This window comes from Streptomyces sp. WMMB 322, assembly GCF_900090145.1.
Classification (GTDB): domain Bacteria; phylum Actinomycetota; class Actinomycetes; order Streptomycetales; family Streptomycetaceae; genus Streptomyces.
Genome location: NZ_FMHI01000003.1, coordinates 477,144 through 493,770 on the forward strand (window position 1 = coordinate 477,144; position 16,627 = coordinate 493,770).

At 69.9% G+C, this 16,627-nt stretch carries 14 protein-coding genes and 1 rRNA gene; 7 read left to right on the forward strand and 8 right to left on the reverse strand.

Features of this window, described 5'->3' with window-relative positions; all coding sequences use genetic code 11:
• Positions 1 to 144: 144 nt before the first annotated feature.
• Both H180DRAFT_RS07920 and H180DRAFT_RS07925 read left to right on the forward strand, forming a co-directional pair.
• On the forward strand, positions 145 to 747 hold the full coding sequence (locus H180DRAFT_RS07920) for a GNAT family N-acetyltransferase (RefSeq protein WP_055485232.1): 603 nt from the start codon (positions 145 to 147) through the stop codon (positions 745 to 747).
• Between the two features lie 169 nt (positions 748 to 916).
• Positions 917 to 2,095, forward strand: coding sequence for a winged helix-turn-helix domain-containing protein (locus H180DRAFT_RS07925; protein ID WP_055485233.1), 1,179 nt, complete (start codon positions 917 to 919; stop codon positions 2,093 to 2,095).
• A gap of 120 nt (positions 2,096 to 2,215) precedes the next feature.
• Here H180DRAFT_RS07925 and H180DRAFT_RS07930 read toward each other — a convergent pair whose 3' ends face one another.
• The 7 genes from H180DRAFT_RS07930 to mtnA form a co-directional block, all read right to left on the reverse strand.
• Positions 2,216 to 2,971, reverse strand: coding sequence for a response regulator (locus H180DRAFT_RS07930; protein WP_055485234.1), 756 nt, complete (start codon positions 2,969 to 2,971; stop codon positions 2,216 to 2,218).
• A 140-nt stretch (positions 2,972 to 3,111) separates the two neighbouring features.
• Positions 3,112 to 3,810: a ribosome hibernation-promoting factor, HPF/YfiA family gene (raiA, locus tag H180DRAFT_RS07935; RefSeq protein WP_055485235.1), complete on the reverse strand. Its 699-nt coding sequence runs from the start codon at positions 3,808 to 3,810 to the stop codon at positions 3,112 to 3,114.
• 261 nt (positions 3,811 to 4,071) lie between these two features.
• Positions 4,072 to 4,617 (reverse strand): ComF family protein, encoded by a 546-nt coding sequence (locus H180DRAFT_RS07940; protein ID WP_368073114.1) that lies wholly within the window; start codon positions 4,615 to 4,617, stop codon positions 4,072 to 4,074.
• 329 nt (positions 4,618 to 4,946) lie between these two features.
• Entirely contained in the window at positions 4,947 to 6,779 is a 1,833-nt protein-coding gene (locus H180DRAFT_RS07945) for an LpqB family beta-propeller domain-containing protein (protein WP_055485236.1), read from the reverse strand.
• Positions 6,779 to 8,749 (reverse strand): MtrAB system histidine kinase MtrB, encoded by a 1,971-nt coding sequence (mtrB, locus tag H180DRAFT_RS07950; protein WP_055485315.1) that lies wholly within the window; start codon positions 8,747 to 8,749, stop codon positions 6,779 to 6,781. The genes H180DRAFT_RS07945 and mtrB overlap by 1 nt, the downstream gene beginning before the upstream one ends.
• A gap of 67 nt (positions 8,750 to 8,816) precedes the next feature.
• Complete coding sequence (mtrA, locus tag H180DRAFT_RS07955) at positions 8,817 to 9,494, reverse strand: two-component system response regulator MtrA (protein WP_028436107.1); 678 nt, start codon at positions 9,492 to 9,494, stop codon at positions 8,817 to 8,819.
• Positions 9,491 to 10,648, reverse strand: coding sequence for an S-methyl-5-thioribose-1-phosphate isomerase (gene mtnA / locus H180DRAFT_RS07960; protein ID WP_074466678.1), 1,158 nt, complete (start codon positions 10,646 to 10,648; stop codon positions 9,491 to 9,493). Before mtnA ends, mtrA begins: the two co-directional genes overlap by 4 nt.
• Before the next feature lie 137 nt (positions 10,649 to 10,785).
• Between mtnA and H180DRAFT_RS07965 the strand changes: the two genes are divergently transcribed.
• Genes H180DRAFT_RS07965 through H180DRAFT_RS07985 form a run of 5 tightly spaced genes read left to right on the forward strand, consistent with a single transcriptional unit; the run spans position 10,786 to position 16,390 of the window.
• Entirely contained in the window at positions 10,786 to 12,015 is a 1,230-nt protein-coding gene (locus H180DRAFT_RS07965) for a DUF7847 domain-containing protein (protein ID WP_055485238.1), read from the forward strand.
• A 37-nt stretch (positions 12,016 to 12,052) separates the two neighbouring features.
• Positions 12,053 to 12,799, forward strand: a complete 747-nt coding sequence (locus tag H180DRAFT_RS07970) for a DUF4129 domain-containing protein (protein WP_074466679.1) — start codon at positions 12,053 to 12,055, stop codon at positions 12,797 to 12,799.
• The gene (locus tag H180DRAFT_RS07975; RefSeq protein ID WP_055485239.1) at positions 12,796 to 14,085 is read left to right on the forward strand and encodes a DUF4350 domain-containing protein; all 1,290 of its coding nucleotides are present in this window, start codon (positions 12,796 to 12,798) and stop codon (positions 14,083 to 14,085) included. The genes H180DRAFT_RS07970 and H180DRAFT_RS07975 overlap by 4 nt, the downstream gene beginning before the upstream one ends.
• Positions 14,082 to 15,047, forward strand: coding sequence for an AAA family ATPase (locus tag H180DRAFT_RS07980; RefSeq protein ID WP_055485240.1), 966 nt, complete (start codon positions 14,082 to 14,084; stop codon positions 15,045 to 15,047). Before H180DRAFT_RS07975 ends, H180DRAFT_RS07980 begins: the two co-directional genes overlap by 4 nt.
• 32 nt (positions 15,048 to 15,079) lie before the next feature.
• Entirely contained in the window at positions 15,080 to 16,390 is a 1,311-nt protein-coding gene (locus H180DRAFT_RS07985) for a DUF58 domain-containing protein (protein ID WP_055485241.1), read from the forward strand.
• A 100-nt stretch (positions 16,391 to 16,490) separates the two neighbouring features.
• Here H180DRAFT_RS07985 and rrf read toward each other — a convergent pair.
• Positions 16,491 to 16,607, reverse strand: a 5S ribosomal RNA gene (gene rrf, locus H180DRAFT_RS07990).
• Positions 16,608 to 16,627: the final 20 nt, after the last annotated feature.

A 16,627-nucleotide genomic window follows, 5' to 3' on the forward strand; every position in this document is an offset into this window, starting at 1 on the left:
TACCGTCGCGGCCGCACCGGCCATCGTATGCGAGGGACGTACGCCCCTGTACCCCTAACGGTCCGGAGTGCTGGAAGGTGCCGCGGCAGGCGGCCGGCCGGGTGCCGACCGGCCCGGCACAGGGCCCGGAGGCACAATCACCCCATGGAGCCCACCACTCTCACCACCGAACGCCTGCTGCTGCGTCCGCTCGACGAGAGAGACGTGGAGCAGGTCCGGGCAGCCTGCCAGGACCCGGAGATCGTGCGCTGGATACCGGTGCCCGATCCCTACAGGCTCAAGGACGCGCAGGACTTCGTGTTCGGCGTCAGCCGGGCGGGTTGGCGGGAGGACACGATGTACAACTTCGGCGTCTTCACGAAATCGGGTGTCCTTGTCGGCTCGATGGGCCTGGTGCGGCTGGCCCAGCTGCGCACCCCGGAACGGCAGGCGGAGCTGGGCTTCTGGGCGGTGAAGGAGCACCGGGGCAAGGGCTACACGGTGGAGGCGGGGCGCGCCGTGATCGGCTGGGCGTTCTCGGAGCTCAAGGCCGAACGCCTGGAGTGGGTGGCGGAGGCCGGGAACGTCGCGTCACGGGCGGTTGCGCTGCGGCTGGGTTTCGTGATGGAGGGGACGCAGCGGGCGCGGATCGTCCAGCGCGGCACGAGACGGGACGCGTGGGTGGCGACGCTGCTGCCCGTCGATCTCGGGCGGCAGATGGAGACGCCTTATCTGCCCGCGTCCGGCCGGTCGGCCGCCGGCGGCTGACCGGCCGGACGCGGGCAGATGAGCGCGGGGCGCGGGCGGGCGCGGGTGCCGCTGACCGGTGGTCCGCACCGGGCGCCGCTTCCGCCGGGGATGCGGGGGCCCTGATCCCGGAGGAGGGTTCCGTTCCGCCGGGCCGGGGTGTCAGTGGGTGCGTCTATGGTTCTGCGGCATGACGACTGTGGATGTGTCGCTCTCCGCCGACGAGGCCCGCCGGGTGGCCCTCGCCGCACAGGGGCTGCTGGGCGCGCCGGACCGGCGTGCGGGGGTACGCGGTGTGCTGCGGAGGCTGGGCGCCGTCCAGTTGGACACGATCTCCGTCCTGGCCCGCTCGCACGAGCTCGTTCCGTACGCACGGCTGGGCGCCGTCGGCCGGTCCGCCGTCGAATCCGCGTACTGGACGGGCGGCCACAGCTTCGAATACTGGTCGCACGCCGCGTGCATCCTGCCCGTGGAGGAGTGGCCGCACTTCGCCTTCAGGCGCCGTGAGCGGCGTGCCCGCGGGCACCGCTGGCACATCCTGGAGGACCGGGAGGCGGCCTGTGCACTGGTGCGGGACAGGCTCAAGACCGACGGGCCGCTGACCACGACCGAGCTGGGCGGCGGGAAGAACGGCGGCGAGTGGTTCGACTGGTCCGAGACGAAGATCGCCGTGGAGTGGCTGCTCGACACGGGCGAGGTGGTCTGCACCGAACGGCGCGGCTGGAAGCGGGTCTACGACCTCGCCGAGCGCGCCATCCCGGACGAGTTGCTGCACGACGACATCGACGACCGCGAGTGCATGCGGCGTCTCGTCGCGCAGGCGGGGGCGGCGATGGGCGTCGCGACACGCGCCGACCTCGCCGACTACCACCGGCTCAAGGGAGAACAGGTGGACGCGGTGCTTCCGGACACGGACCTGGTTCCGGTCGAGGTCGAGGGCTGGGGGAAGCCCGCCTGGGCCGACCCGGTCGCTCTGGAGACCTCGCCACGGGGGCGGCACCGTACGACGCTGCTCTCGCCGTTCGACTCCCTGGTCTGGGACAGGCCGCGTACGCAGCGGATATTCGGCTTCACGCACAGGCTCGAGGCGTACGTTCCCAAACCGAAGCGGATACACGGCTACTTCGCGATGCCGCTGCTCTCGGGCGGCAGGTTGCTGGGCCGGGTCGATCCGGGTCGGGAGGGCAGGACCCTGCTGGCCCGCCAGGTCTCCATGGCCGGCCGCAAGGCAGTCGCGCCGATGGCCAAGGCCCTGTGGGAAGCGGCCTCGTGGGTCGGTTGCGAGGAGGTGCGGGTGGAGCGCTGCGACGACGCGAAGCTCGCGGAAGCACTGGCTCATGCCCTGGCGGAAGGGCCGGGGGGCGTGTGAGGAAGGCCCGGTCTGCGTGGCCGGGCTTCCCGCGCGGTGCGCGGTCCGCTGTGCGCGGTCCGCTGTGCGCGGTCCGCTGTGCGCGGTGCGCGGTCCGCTGTGCTCCCACGCGTGCTCCGGTCAGCGGATCTCCAGGATCTTCTCCCGCATCGCGTAGACCACGGCCTCCATGCGTGAGTGGAGCTGGAGCTTCTCCAGAATGTTGCGCACGTGGTTCTTGACGGTGTTCTCGCTGATGAAGAGCTCTTTCGCGATGTCGCGGTTGTTCATGCCCGTCGCCACGAGCTTGAGCACTTCCAGCTCGCGGTCGGTCAGCTTCGGGGCCGGAACCAGCTTGCTCTCATCCGTACGCTGGATCATCGACTTGAACTCGGTGAGCAGCTTCGCAGCCATCGACGGGCTGATCTGGGACTGGCCGTCGGCCACTGCGCGGATCGCAGCCGACACCTCGTCCGTGGAGATCTCCTTGAGGAGATAGCCGGTGGCTCCGGCCTTGATGGCGTCGTAGAGGTCGGCTTCCTCGTCGCTGATCGTCAGCATGATGATCTTCGCACTGGGCGCCACCTCCTTGATGGAGGTGCAGGCTTCGATGCCGCCGCGCTTGGGCATCCGTACATCCATCAGCACGATGTCGGGCAGCAGGTCGGCGGCCTTCTCGACGGCTTCGGCCCCGTCCCCCGCCTCGCCGACGACCTGGATGTCCTCCTCCTGCGCCAGGACGATCTCCAGTCCGCGCCGGAAGAGTTCGTGGTCGTCCACGACGAGCACTCGGATCGGCTCCGGCTGCTGCCGCTCATGCGGGGCACCGTCCTCCAACGCGCCCCGTACCGGGCGCGCTTCCGCCATGGGCATCACAGGCCCGAAGCTTTCCGCCATCAATCCTCCCCCTGCAGGCTATGCCGCGCCAACCGCGCTGCACAGGGCAGAGGTTGACGAGTGAGGCCATACTTCCACGTTCGCGCCCCCGGCCGGGTTCTCGGCCCGGCCGGGGGCGTGGTCTCAACGGTTCCGGACGGTCAGCCACCAAGTGCGCCGCCGGCTTCGGGAGGCGGATCCACGGCGAACGGGTCCGGGTCCAGATGGATCACGCCGTAGTCGTAGCCGTGCCGACGGTAGACGACGCTCGGCTGCTTGGTCTCGGAGTCGACGAAGAGGTAGAAGTCGTGGCCGACCAACTCCATTTCGTAAAGAGCCTGATCCAAAGCCATCGGCGCGGCAGCGTGGGTCTTCTCGCGGACGACGAGCGGTCCGTCGCCCTGGACTTCCAGCGGGCCCACCCTGGTGGTCATCGGCTTCTCTTCGGTCTGTGCCGGTGCGGAGGCCTCCGCCGCGGCGTCGAGCTGTCCGTTGAGTTCTGCCGCGAGGTGTGCGGTGGCTGCCGCCACACTGATCGGCGTGCGGCTCCCTCCACGGTGTACCCGGCGCTTGTCGTGCTGTTTGCGCAGCCGTGCCTCGAGCTTTGCTGATGCCAGGTCGAGTGCCGCGTAGGGGTCGGAGGCCGCTGCCTCCGCACGAATGACCGGCCCGCGAGTGCGGAGGGTGATCTCCACCCTCTCGGAACGGTCCGCCTGCCGGGGATTGTGTTCCTTGCACACCTCGACATCCAGGTTGATCACCTTTCCGTCGAGCTTCTGGATCTTCGCCAGCTTCTCGGCCACATGCTTCCGGAACCTCTCGGGCACCTCTGTCTTGCGGCCCTTGACGACGATGTCCACGCAGAACTCCGTTCCCGAAGCACTCCGCCTTAGCTAAACGGAGTGTCTCCTTTGTGCACTGACACCGGAGGCGGGACCGGCCTTTGCCGCCAGCCTCCGGAACCTGGGCTTGCGACTTTCACCTCCTTCTCCCCCTTGGGGAAGATCGTCACCCCACATCGAACGTACCTCCACGGGAGGATGCTGGGCACCCCCTACTGGCACGTACCTACGTTCAGGTATCAATTTGCACCAACGCCCCGCGAAAGCGCTTGGTGCCTGCTAATTGTCTGCGGTTTCCCAAGGCGGCTTTTCAGCTTTTCGTCTGAACGCGACAACAGCCGCCGCACTCACGGTCCGTGCTCCCTCCCCAAGGGCGCGAGCCGCCTCGGCGAGAGACGAACCTGTTGTCATCACGTCATCGACCAGCAGCGTCTCCTCTCCGGTCAGCAGCTTTGCGCTGCCCGGCACCAACTCCAGCGCGCCGCTGAGGTTCACCGCCCGCTCCCGTGCCGTCAGCCCTGCCTGGTCGGCCACCGTGCGTCTCTGCCTGAGCACAGTCAGCACGCGCGCGGGCAGCCCTTCTCTGCGCAACTCACGGGCGGCCGCCAGGGCGACGCGCCGCACCGGATCATGTCCGCGGCCCGCAACCGCGAGCCGCGCCGACGGCACCGGCACGAGTGTCAGCGGCCTTTTCTGTTCTTCCCCCACCCCTTTCCCGGGTGCTCTCCGAGCATGTATGCGGGCTTCCCGAACCGCCGTTGCCAGCAGTCCACCGAGCGGACGCGCCAGGCGCAGCGCCCCGCGCTCCTTGTGAGCGAGCAGCACGGCCCGAGCAGCTCCGTCGTACGGCACCGCCGCGTACACGCGCGGAAGCCGGGGCGGAACGGGCCAGGGACGCACCCGACTCGGCCGAGCACCGGCAAGCGCTCCACCGCACCGCGCGCACAATTCCCCGCGCACCCGCGGCAGTCCGCACCCGGCGCACTCGGACGGAAGCACCAGACCTGCGAGTTCCTGGTTGAGTCCTTGCCACAACTCCCGCACGGCGACCACTTTCCCAGCGGCAGCATCGCGCCGCCAGGCCTGTGGAAAACCCCCGGACCAGCGCCGACGGATGTTCCGGGCTGCGGCCGGGGAAGGCCCGGCCACAGCCCCTAGCCGGGGTAGGCGGGGCTGGTACCGCTGTCGGTCAGCGTCTTCCAGTTGGCGTCGGGAGGCAGCCGCAGGATGCCGTCCTCCGAGTCGGCCAGCAGAGGCTTGCTCTCGTCCTCCGAAGCGGCAACGCCCGTCACGTCGTTGATACCGGGAAGTGTCGGCTGGTCCGAAGTGGAGCCGTCGGTCTCGATGTACTGCATCTGCTGCACACTTCCGGATTCGCGCCCGACGACCACGAGTCGGCTGCCCCCCGCCCAGGACATCGCCGCGACGTCCTCGAACTGCGGTGCAAGAGGCCGCAGTGCGGTCACCCTCGCACGCGAACCGTCGGCCGTCCTCTGGCGCTGGACGCGGCCGAGCCGCAGATCCCGCGAACCGTCCTTCTGCCGTATGTGCAGCGCTATGCGTACACCGTCCGACGCGATCCGGAGCGAATCGATCCGTTCCCCCTCGCCCAGACCCGGCACATCGACCTCTTCGGGCTTCTCCTTGCCTCCTGCCAGGCGCAGCAGGCGCGGGTGGTCCGGGTCGCGGTCCGCGATCCACAGGTCGCCGAGGCCGTCCCAACTGGGTGCCGTCAGCCGTTCGTTCTCGCGCTTCGCCTTGCTCGTCAGCACGGGCTCGCCCAGATCGGCGCCCTCCCTGAGGCGCGTGACATAGAGAGACCGGCGAGCGCGGGAGACCGCCGCGCCCTCCTGCTCGGCGCGGTTGACGGAGACGGCGCCCATCTCCGTCTCGCCCTTGCCCAGCGCCCCCGCGACCGGCCGCGGATCCTCGCTGTCCTCGTCGAAGAAGGAGACACGGTGATCGCCGTCGACGAAATACTGGTGCGACGCACGGCCGTTGAGCCGCCCCGGCTCGTTGTCCTCGGCCTGTTCGCGAGTGCGCTCGCACCGTGTGCGGCCTCCGGGGCCGGCGAGCACCACCTTGCTGACCTTCGCCGACGCCTGGTCCTGCACCGTGTGCAGAACCTGCGTCGCCATGCGCACACAGCGCCGCTCGCCCACGCCGGCGCCCTTCGAGTTGAGCCGTACCGTCAGCGCTCCGGCGTCGTCCAGGGACAGACGCTGCCCCCGGGCGAGCCGCGCGCCCCGGGGGAAGGCCGAGCGCACCACCGGAGCGATCCAGCCGGTCGGGCCTGCCACCAGTGCGTCGACCGTCGCCGTGACGGGATCTATCCGGCGGCGCAGGAACACCGGATCGGCCACCAGGACGTCCTTGCCTCCCGTGATCGACTCGGCGTCGCTGCCCAGTTCCGCGTAGTAGTAGTTGTTGATCGGACGGTAGATGCGCTGGAAGTCGGACTCGCCGAGCACCAGCCCGTCCGGGAGGTGGTTGATCCGCCACTCCCCGTGGTCCTTGGAGAGGTGGAAGTCCTCCGCGTATTCGCCCTCGTCGGGCGAGTACGCGTGGGCGGAGTCGACCTCGGCGACGCGCGTGCCGGTCACCCGGACGGTGAAGCCGCTGCCGCCGCCCGTGTCCTTCCGCGCGGTGCCGGGGCTCGGCCCGCCCGAGAGGACGCTCGTGGCGGCGAAGGGGTCCCAGTCGTCCGCCGCTCCCTCGGTGAGGTATTCCTTCGCCGTCGAGAAGGCCGCCTCGTCGCTCGTCGTCGCCTCGAGGAAGCCGCGGACGATCTGCTGCGGCTTCTCGCCCTTCTGCGGGCTCACGCCGAAGACGCGCACCTGCGAGTCGGGATCGGCGCGGCGCGAGGAGTCGACGTGATCGACGGTGCCGTCGTCCGGCATGGAAGCGCAGCCCGACAGCAGCAGGGCCACCGCGGTCAGCTGGACAGCCGCAGTCCGTGGGCCGCGCCTTCGCCGCTCTGCACCCATCACCGTTCTCCGTCCTCGCTCCTCGGCTCGTCCTCGGCACCCGAAGCGCCGGCGCGCGGCGCGGCGAGCGCGGAGGCGGGCCGTGCGGCCGTGGCCCCGGACGCCGGGGCCGCTTTCGGGACCGGCCCCGGAGCCGGTGCCTCCGCCCCGTCCGCCCGGGACGGAGCGGCTTCCTGCCGTCCCTGGGCCGGTACCGAGCCCTTGCGGCCACGCTGCCCGCCCGCAGACCGCCTGCGGCGGGCGTCCGCGGGCTGGAGCGGGATCGGCGAGGAGCGCAGCGTCTCCCCTGCACTGCGGGGCAGCGTGAGGCGGAACTGTGAACCGCCTCCCGGAGCGCCCCACACCTGGAGCCATCCGCCGTGCAGCCGGGCGTCCTCGAGCGCGATGGACAGGCCGAGGCCGGAGCCTCCTGTCGTACGGGCCCGCGCCGGGTCCGCCCGCCAGAAGCGGTTGAAGACCCGCTCCGCCTCACCGCTGCTGAGCCCGACGCCGTAGTCCCGTACGGCGACCGCGACCGCTCCGCCTCCGGATGCCAGCCTGACCACCACGTCGTGGCCTTCGCCGTGCTCTATGGCGTTGTCGACCAGGTTGCGCAGCACTCGCTCGATCCGGCGCCCGTCCGCCTCCGCGACCACGGGGTTCTCATCGCCGCGCACCAGGATGCGGCTTCCCTTCCGGTCGGCGAGCGGTTCGCACCCGTCGACGACGCGGCGCACGATGTCTCGCAGGTCGATCGGGTCGGCCTCGAGATTGGCGGCTCCGGCGTCGAAGCGGCTGATCTCCAGCAGATCGCCCAGCAGGGACTCGAACCGGTCGAGCTGCCCGAGCAGCAGCTCCGAGGAACGCGCGGTGGCGGGGTCGAACTCGTCCCGCGCCTCGTGGATCACGTCCGCGGCCATGCGGACCGTGGTGAGCGGTGTGCGCAACTCGTGGGAGACGTCGGAGACGAAGCGGCGCTGCATGCGGGAGAGCTCCTCCAGCTGCTGGATCTTCACCTGGAGGTTCTGCGCCATCTTGTTGAAGGACTCGCCGAGCCGGGCGATGTCGTCCTCGCCCGTGACCTTCATCCGCTCCTGGAGCCGGCCGGCCGCCAGCCGCTCGGAGATGCCCGCAGCCATCCGTACGGGTGTGACGACCTGCCGCACCACCAGCCATGCGATCGCGCCCAGCAGCACGACGACGAACACCCCGGCCGTTGCCAGAGTGCCCTTGACGAGATTGAGCGACTCCTCCTCCAGCGTGAAGGGGAAGACGTAGTACATCTGGTAGGGAGCTCCGCCGGCGTCGTTGAGCCGCTTGCCGACGATGAGTCCGGCGGTGCTGCTCCCGTCCTGGCGGACGACCTTCGCGTAGCGCTGATGGGTGCCGGGCTGCTTGTCCAGGGCCTTGCGCAGGTCCGCGGGGATGCTCTCCTCGGGACGGATGTCGCCGGAGGCACGGGGTCCGCGTGTGGTGGACCGGCCGTTCCCCAGGAACGGCGATTCGTCGTTCTGGGAGCCGAGCGCAACGACGGAGTAGACCCCCTGGCCGCCGCTCGCGAGCTGTTCCACCAGGTTGTTCAGCCAGGTGCCCGTGTTCTGCGCGCTGCGTCCTCCGCTGCCCGGGCGGCCCTGTCCCGCGCCGCTGCGGCCGCTGCCCGCGCTGTCGGCCATTTCCTGGGCGGCCGCGAAGCCACCCGCAGCCTGGCTCTGGGCCGTCTTCTCCTTGGCGTCCAGCAGACCGTTGCGCACCTGGCCGATCACGACGATGCCGAGCAGCAGCACCACACCGAGTGACATGAGAAGCGTCGCGGCGACGACGCGCAGCTGGATGTTCCGCCGCCACAGCCGGAGCACGGGCAGCAGGGGACGACGGACCCAGCGGATGAAGAAACGGACCGCGGGATGCGCACGCGGCCCGGTCGTGCCCTCGGGGAGCAGGCCCTCCGAGAAGAGTGCCCCGCTTCGCCACAAGCGCCGGAATTTGGACATTTCGGACTCATGTGGTGCGGCTCCGTCCACACCGGCGCGCTGCTGGGCGGAGCCGTCCCGCGTCATCTCAGCCGGGCCCGGCCTTGTAACCCACTCCGCGCACCGTCACGACGATCTCGGGCCGTTCCGGATCACGCTCGACCTTGGACCGCAGCCGCTGCACGTGAACGTTGACCAGCCGCGTATCAGCAGCATGCCGGTAGCCCCACACCTGCTCCAGCAGCACCTCACGCGTGAAGACCTGCCAGGGCTTGCGGGCCAGCGCCACAAGAAGATCGAACTCGAGGGGCGTGAGCGCTATGGACACCCCGTCCCGCTTCACGGAGTGCCCGGCGACATCGATCACCAGATCGCCGATGGCCAGCTGCTCGGGCGCAGGGTCGTCCGAGCGCCGCAGCCGGGCGCGGATCCTCGCCACCAGCTCCTTCGGCTTGAAGGGCTTGACGATGTAATCGTCGGCACCCGATTCCAGTCCCACCACGACGTCCACCGTGTCGGTCTTGGCGGTCAGCATGACCACCGGGACCCCGGATTCCGCACGGATCAGACGGCACACCTCGATGCCGTCCCTGCCCGGGAGCATCAGATCGAGCAGCACCAGATCCGGCTTGGTCTCGCGGAACGCGGCGAGTGCCTTGTCACCGTCCGAGACGAACGACGGTTCAAAGCCTTCGCCGCGCAGCACAATCCCGAGCATCTCTGCCAGTGCGGTGTCGTCGTCGACGACAAGGACGCGTCCCTTCATGCGTTCATCATCCCACTACCCCATCGTGACTTCGTCGTTCGTGACGGGGAACACAGCCCCGCGACAGTTTCGCTGGTGACGGGCGAGATCACACCCCGCTCCGTGACGATGGCCGTCACCAGTTCCGGCGGGGTCACATCGAAGGCCGGGTTGTAGGCATCGGCCCCCGTCGGGGCCACGGGAATGCCACCGCCGCCTCCGCCGCGCTCCCCCTGTGTCTCCGGATGGTACGGCGCGTACGGCGAAGAGACATGCGTCACCTCCTCCGCCGGCCGCTGCTCGACGACGATGTCGGCGCCCCGAGTCGTCGCCAGGTCGACGGTGGTCACCGGAGCCACGACCACGAACGGCACCCCGTGGTGCCGCGCGAGCACAGCGAGCGGATAGCTCCCCACCTTGTTGGCCACGGAGCCGTCAGCCGCGATCCGGTCCGCACCGATCAGCACCGCATCCACCTCGCCGCCCGAGAACAGCGACCCGGCCGCACCGTCCGCGAGGACGCTGAAGGGCATCCCCTCCCGGGTGGCCTCGTACGCGGTCAGCCGTGCCCCCTGCAGCAGCGGCCGGGTCTCGTCGACCCACAGCCTGCGCAGCTCTCCGGCGGCGTGCACCTGCGAGACGACCGCGAAGGCCGTGCCCCGGCCGCCGGAGACCAGGATTCCTGTGTTGCAGTGCGTGAGCAGGCGCATCGGCGACCCGCGGACCAGGTCACCGAGCAAACCGTGGCCCAGCTGCGCCATCCGCTCGCTGGCCTCGGCGTCCTCCGCGTGCAGCGCCCTGGCTTCGGCGAGGGCGGCGGCCGCCGCGTGCTCGGCACCCGCTCCCTCATCGATCGCCGCCAGATACGCACGCTGAACCCTGCGGACCCCGGATGCGAGGTTCACCGCTGTCGGCCGGGCTGACGCCAACCGGTCCGCGGCGTCGGCCACATCGTGGCCCCGTGCCGCCGCGAGGGCGACGCCGTAACCGCCGGCCACACCAAGCAGCGGCGCCCCCCGCACGGACAGTGCCCGGATCGCCACCACCAGGTCCTGTGCGTTCCGGCAGGCGAGTTCGGTCTCCTCGGCGGGCAGTCTCGTCTGGTCGAGAAGCACAAGAACCGGCCCCTCGGGGGTATCGGCCCAGCGCACCACCGGGACACCATGATCTGCCATTCGCACAGTCTGCCTCGTGCGGCCTGGACTTCTGAAGGTGGTCCGAGAAAGCCGGGGGCCGCCCGCCGGCCCTTCGAAGCGTGGGACGATGGCAGGCAGTCAGGCGACGAGCGACCGAGACCTCGAGGTGACGACAAGTGAACGACTCTCCGGGCTGGACCTCGCCCGGATCTCCTTCCCCCGATCGTTCGCCTGACGGCGAGAAGTCCGCCCAGGTACCCGGAAGCACACCGGACCCGGCACCCGCGAACGATCCGCCGAGGAACTGGTCCGCGCAGCAACCGCCTCCCCAGCAGGCCCCGGGCTGGGGCGCTCCACCTCCCGGCCGCCCCGGCTGGGACAACTGGGGCGGCCACTGGAACCAGCCGCCCGTGGCGAAACCGGGGATCATCCCGCTGAGGCCGCTGGGAGTGGGGGAGATACTGGACGGCGCCGTGACCACCATGCGGGCACACTGGCGCACCGTCCTCGGTATCTCTCTCGCCGTCGCCGTGGTCGTCCAGTTCGTGGCCACCGTCGTCAACGGTCTGTGGCTGGAGAACGCAGCCGACCTCAGCGCACTGTCCAGGGATCCGCAGCCCAGCGCCCAGGAGTTCATGGATGCCATGGGCGGGTCGGTGCAGCTCACCGGGGTACGCGCACTCGTCGAGACCCTCGGTACGGTGTTCGCCACCGCCATGCTGACGATCGTGATCAGCCGCGCCGTGCTGGGCCGCTCCGTCACCACCGGCGAGGCGTGGCGGGAGTCGCGCCCTCAACTGCTGCGTCTGCTCGGCCTGTTGTTCCTCCTTCCCCTGCTCGTCGGCCTGGCAATGTTCGTCGGCGCCGCTCCCGGGGGCGTGCTCCTGGCGGCCGGCTTCCGCGCTCTGGGCATCGCCCTGCTGCTCGTCGGCCTGCTGGGGGGTCTCGTCGCAGCGGTGTGGATCTGGGTCCGGTTCAGCCTCGCTGCTCCTGCGCTGATGCTGGAGAAACAAGGTGTCATCACGGCGATGCGCCGCTCCGCGAAGCTCGTCCGAGGCAGCTGGTGGCGGGTCTTCGGCGTGCAGGTGCTCGCAACGGTGCTGGTCGTCATCGTCGCATCGGTGCTCCAGATGCCCGCGACGCTCGTCGGAATGTTCGCCAGCGGCCAGGGCCTCTCCGCCTTCGCCGAAGGAACACCGCCCACGGGCTGGACCTACCTGATCGCCGTTGGTATCGGCGCTGTCATCGCATCGACCGTCACCTTCCCGATCCGCGCAGGGGTCACCGCCCTGCTCTACCTCGACCAGCGCATCCGCCGCGAGGCCCTCGACCTCGAACTCGCCCGCGCAGCAGGTGTCCCGGGTTACGGCGACCCGAAGTCCGACCGCCCGACTCCCGGGGGCTGAGCCGATGCCGGGGGATGTGGCAACCGCGGCAGCAGCCGTGACCGTGGGCCCGCTCTTCGCGGCTCCCGCCGACGACGCCGGCCCACCGGTGACCACGCCGCGCATCCCCGCACGTGAAGCAGCCGAGCGGGAGCTGTCCAGGGGCGAATACCACAGGGACGACCCCGGTCTGCTCAACCGCATCCTCGACTGGCTGTGGGACCACATCAGTTCTCTGCTGAACTCGGCGGCGCAAGCGTCACCCGGGGGCTGGTTGGGGCTCACCGTCATCGCCCTGCTTGTTGTGCTCCTTGCCGTCGCCGTCCGGCTGCGGCTGGGCGCACTTCGGCCAGGACCGGTCTCCGACGGCGGAACCCTCTTCGACAAGGGCCCCCGCAGCGCGGCCGAACACCGCACGGCAGCAGAGGCACATGCCTCCGCCGAACGCTGGAGCCAGGCGCTCCAGGAACGGATGCGGGCCGTGGTCCGGTCGCTCGAGGAACGCGCCCTGCTCGACCACCGCCCTGGCCGCACCGCGGACGAAGCCGCCGTCGAGGCCGGGCGTGCGCTTCCCGGGCATGCGGACGAACTGCGGTCCGCCGCCCGGGCCTTCGACGAGGTGACGTACGCGAACAGAGACGTGGACGCCTCCGCATACGAGGCCGTTCGCGAACTCGACTCCGCCCTCCAGCGCGCCGAACCCCTCCTCAGGGGAGCGGGCCACGAACAGGCCGCCACGGGCACCCTCGTCGCACAGGGCGCACGGAGCGGCGAGCCCAACGCCTCGGAGGGAGGAGGCAGTTGAGCGAACCGGCCGGCACCTCTGTCTCCCCCACCGCCCGGCAGCTGTGGACGCGGACCCGGGGACTTCTGCTCGCCGCGGCGATTGTCGCCATTGCGGGGATCGCCATCGCCGCGGTGCGCTCCACGGACGAGTACGGACTTCTCGACCCGCGTTCCACGTCCGCCAACGGCAGCAAGGCCATCGCGCAGTTGCTCCGGGACCGAGGCGTCGACACCAAGATCGTCACGACCGCTGCCGACGCCGCGAAGGCCGCCGACCCCGGCACGACCCTCCTCGTCAGCGACCCGGATGCCCTCAGCCGGCACCAGACGGCGGAGCTGCGTGGAGCGCTGGGACGCGGCGGGCGGACCGTCCTCGTCTCCCCCGGCCCCTCGCCGACGAAGGCGCTGGTGCGCGGCGCAAGGGCAGCGGCGCCTGCCAACACACAGCCCACGCCCCCTGATTGCGACTTCCCGACCGCCGAACGGGCGGGCGACGCCGAAATCGGCGGCCTTCGCTACGCGGTCAGCGACGACCAGGCCGACCTCTGCTACCTGCACCAGGGGCTGCCCTCCCTGCTGAGAATCCCGGACGAGCCGGACGACGACCCCGGGCGTGCCCGCGCCCAGGGCGACACCGTGCTGCTCGGCACACCCGAACCCCTCTACAACCAGCGACTCGACCAGCACGGCAACGCCTCCCTGATGCTCCAGCTGCTCGGTTCCCGCCCGCATCTCGTCTGGTACCTCCCGTCCTCCGCCGACACTTCCGCTCAACAGGGCGGACAGCGCAGCTTCCTCGACCTCGCACCGGCAGGGTGGACCTGGGCCACCCTTCAGCTGTCGATCGCGGCCGTACTCGCCGCCCTGTGGCGTGCACGCCGTCTGGGGCCCCTGGTGCCCGAACAACTCCCCGTCTCCGTACGCGCCTCCGAGACCACCGAGGGCAGAGCCCGCCTGTACCGGCAGGCCAACGCACGAGACCGCGCCGCCGATGCCCTGCGCTCCGCCACGCGCGGACGCCTCGCCTCCCTGGCCGGCGTCAGCCCCGCAGAGGCCGACTCCCCGCAGACTCTGCTCCCCGCCCTCTCGGCAACGGCCCGCCCGGGCACCCGCCCGGAGGGGACCGCCACGACCGGTACGGATTTCAGTGCCGGCGCACGCCTTCACGCCCTCCTCTTCGGATCAGCCCCCACGACCGACTCGGAACTGATCCAGCTCGCCGACGAACTCGACCACCTGGAACGGCGCCTCAGCGACACCGCTGCCGTCACCCGCCTATCTACAGAGAAGGAACGCACCCAGTGAGCGCCCCCTCGCCAGACAGCGCCCGCAGCGCCCTCGAGGCCCTGAGGCTTGAGATCTCGAAGGCGGTCGTCGGCCAGGACGCCGCCGTGACCGGACTGGTCGTAGCGCTGCTCTGCCGCGGCCACGTGCTGCTCGAAGGCGTGCCCGGCGTAGCCAAGACGCTACTCGTGCGGACGCTCGCCGCCACCCTCGAACTCGAGACCAAACGCCTTCAGTTCACCCCCGATCTGATGCCCAGCGACGTCACCGGGTCACTCATCTACGACGCCCGAACCGCTGAGTTCTCGTTCCAGCCCGGCCCCGTCTTCACCAATCTCCTCCTCGCCGACGAGATCAACCGGACGCCGCCCAAGACGCAGGCGTCCCTTCTTGAAGCCATGGAGGAGCGCCAGGTCTCCGTCGACGGCACTCCCCGTGCGCTGCCGGACCCCTTCCTCGTCGCCGCCACCCAGAACCCGATCGAGTACGAAGGGACCTACCCCCTGCCGGAAGCTCAGCTGGACCGCTTCCTGCTCAAGCTGAACCTGCCACTGCCTTCGCGAGACGACGAGGTCAACGTCCTTACCAGGCATGCCGAAGGCTTCGACCCCAGGAATCTCGACAGTGTGGGGGTCAGCGCAGTCGCCGGACCGGCAGAGCTCGAGGCGGCACGCAAAGCTGTCGCCGAAACCTCTGTCGCACCCGAGGTCATGGGCTATGTCGTCGATATCTGCCGTGCCACTCGCGATTCCCCCTCATTCATGCTCGGCGTCTCTCCCCGTGGCGCCACCGCTCTGCTCGCCAGCGCCCGCGCCTGGGCCTGGCTCACGGGACGGGACTATGTGACCCCCGACGACGTCAAGTCCTTCGCCCTGCCGACCCTTCGCCACCGCGTACAACTCCGTCCCGAGGCGGAAATGGAAGGCGTCACAGCGGACAGCGTGATCAATTCGATCCTTGCCCATGTCCCCGTCCCCCGTTGAATCTCAGTGAGCTGATTGGCGAGCCCTGATTCATGGCACTCACCGGCCGTACAGCCCTCTGCGCCGCCCTCGGCGCCGTCCTCGTCGGGCTGCTGCTGCCCAGCTGGACCGGCGTGCTCGTCGTCGAAATCCCGCTGCTGATGGCGATCCTCTGCGACCTCGCCCTCGCGGCGCCAGTGAATCAACTCCGCTTCACACGTTCCGGTGATACGTCAGTTCGGCTCGGCGAACACGCGTACGTGAACGTCCTCGTCGCCAACCCGACCCGGCGCACGGCCCGCCTCCAAGTGCGGGATGCATGGCCGCCGAGCAGCTGGGCGGAGGGCTCGGCGGAAGCGGCAAGCCGCCACCGGGTGGGCATCGACTCCGGTGAACAGCGCATGCTGACCACGGTGCTGCATCCCACCCGCCGCGGCGACCGGCACTCCGAACGCATCACGGTCCGCTCGTCCGGCCCACTGGGCCTGGCCGCCCGCCAGGGAAGCCACTCCGTTCCCTGGACGGTGCGTGTACTCCCCGCCTTCAACAGCCGCAAGCACCTGCCGGCCAAACTGGCCAGGCTCCGCGAACTCGACGGCCGTACAAGCATCCTCACCCGCGGCGAAGGCACCGAATTCGACAGCCTCCGCGACTACATCCCCGGAGACGACACCCGGTCCATCGACTGGCGTGCCACAGCCCGGCAGTCGACAGTCGCCGTCCGCACCTGGCGTCCCGAACGTGACCGCCACATCCTCGTCGTGCTCGACACAGGCCGCACGTCAGCGGGCCGCGTGGGTGACGCCCCCCGGCTGGACACCGCGATGGACGCGGCCCTTCTCCTTGCGACGCTGGCCTCGCGCGCCGGCGACCGAATCGACCTCCTGGCCTATGACCGCGCGCCACGAGCAACGGTCAAAGGACGTGCGGCACATGAGGTTCTGCCGGCCTTCGTGTCAGCGATGGCACCGATCGAGCCCGCTCTCGTCGAGTCCGACACTCGCGCCCTGGCATCGACAGCTCTCCGCATGGCCCGGCACCAGTCGCTTCTGATTCTGCTCACCGGCCTGGAAACCTCTCCGGTCGAGAACGGTCTGCTTCCGGTGCTCCCCCTTCTCACAGAGCGCCACACGGTCCTTGTCGCGTCGATCGCCGACCCCCTTATCTCGGAAATGGCAGGTTCACGGGGCGATGTCGATGCCGTCTACCGAGCTGCGGCGGCAGCACGGACGCAATTGGAGCGCAAACAGACGGCCGACCGGCTCCGCCGGCACGGTGTCGTCGTTGTCGATGCGCTGCCCTCCGAACTCGCACCCGCTCTCGCCGACACCTACCTCGCGCTCAAATCAACAGGCCGCCTCTGACAGCAGGTTCAAGGAAACGCCCCTTTCGGCGTGTGGGCATGAAGAAGCCCCGTTGGTGTGGTGGCTGTGCCACCCTCCAACGGGGCTTCTCCTACTAAGAGTTCGGCGGTGTCCTACTCTCCCACACGCTCCCGCATGCAGTACCATCGGCGCAGTAAGGCTTAGCTTCCGGGTTCGGAAAGTAACCGGGCGTTTCCCTCACGCTATGACCACCGAAACACACCCCCCACACATGGC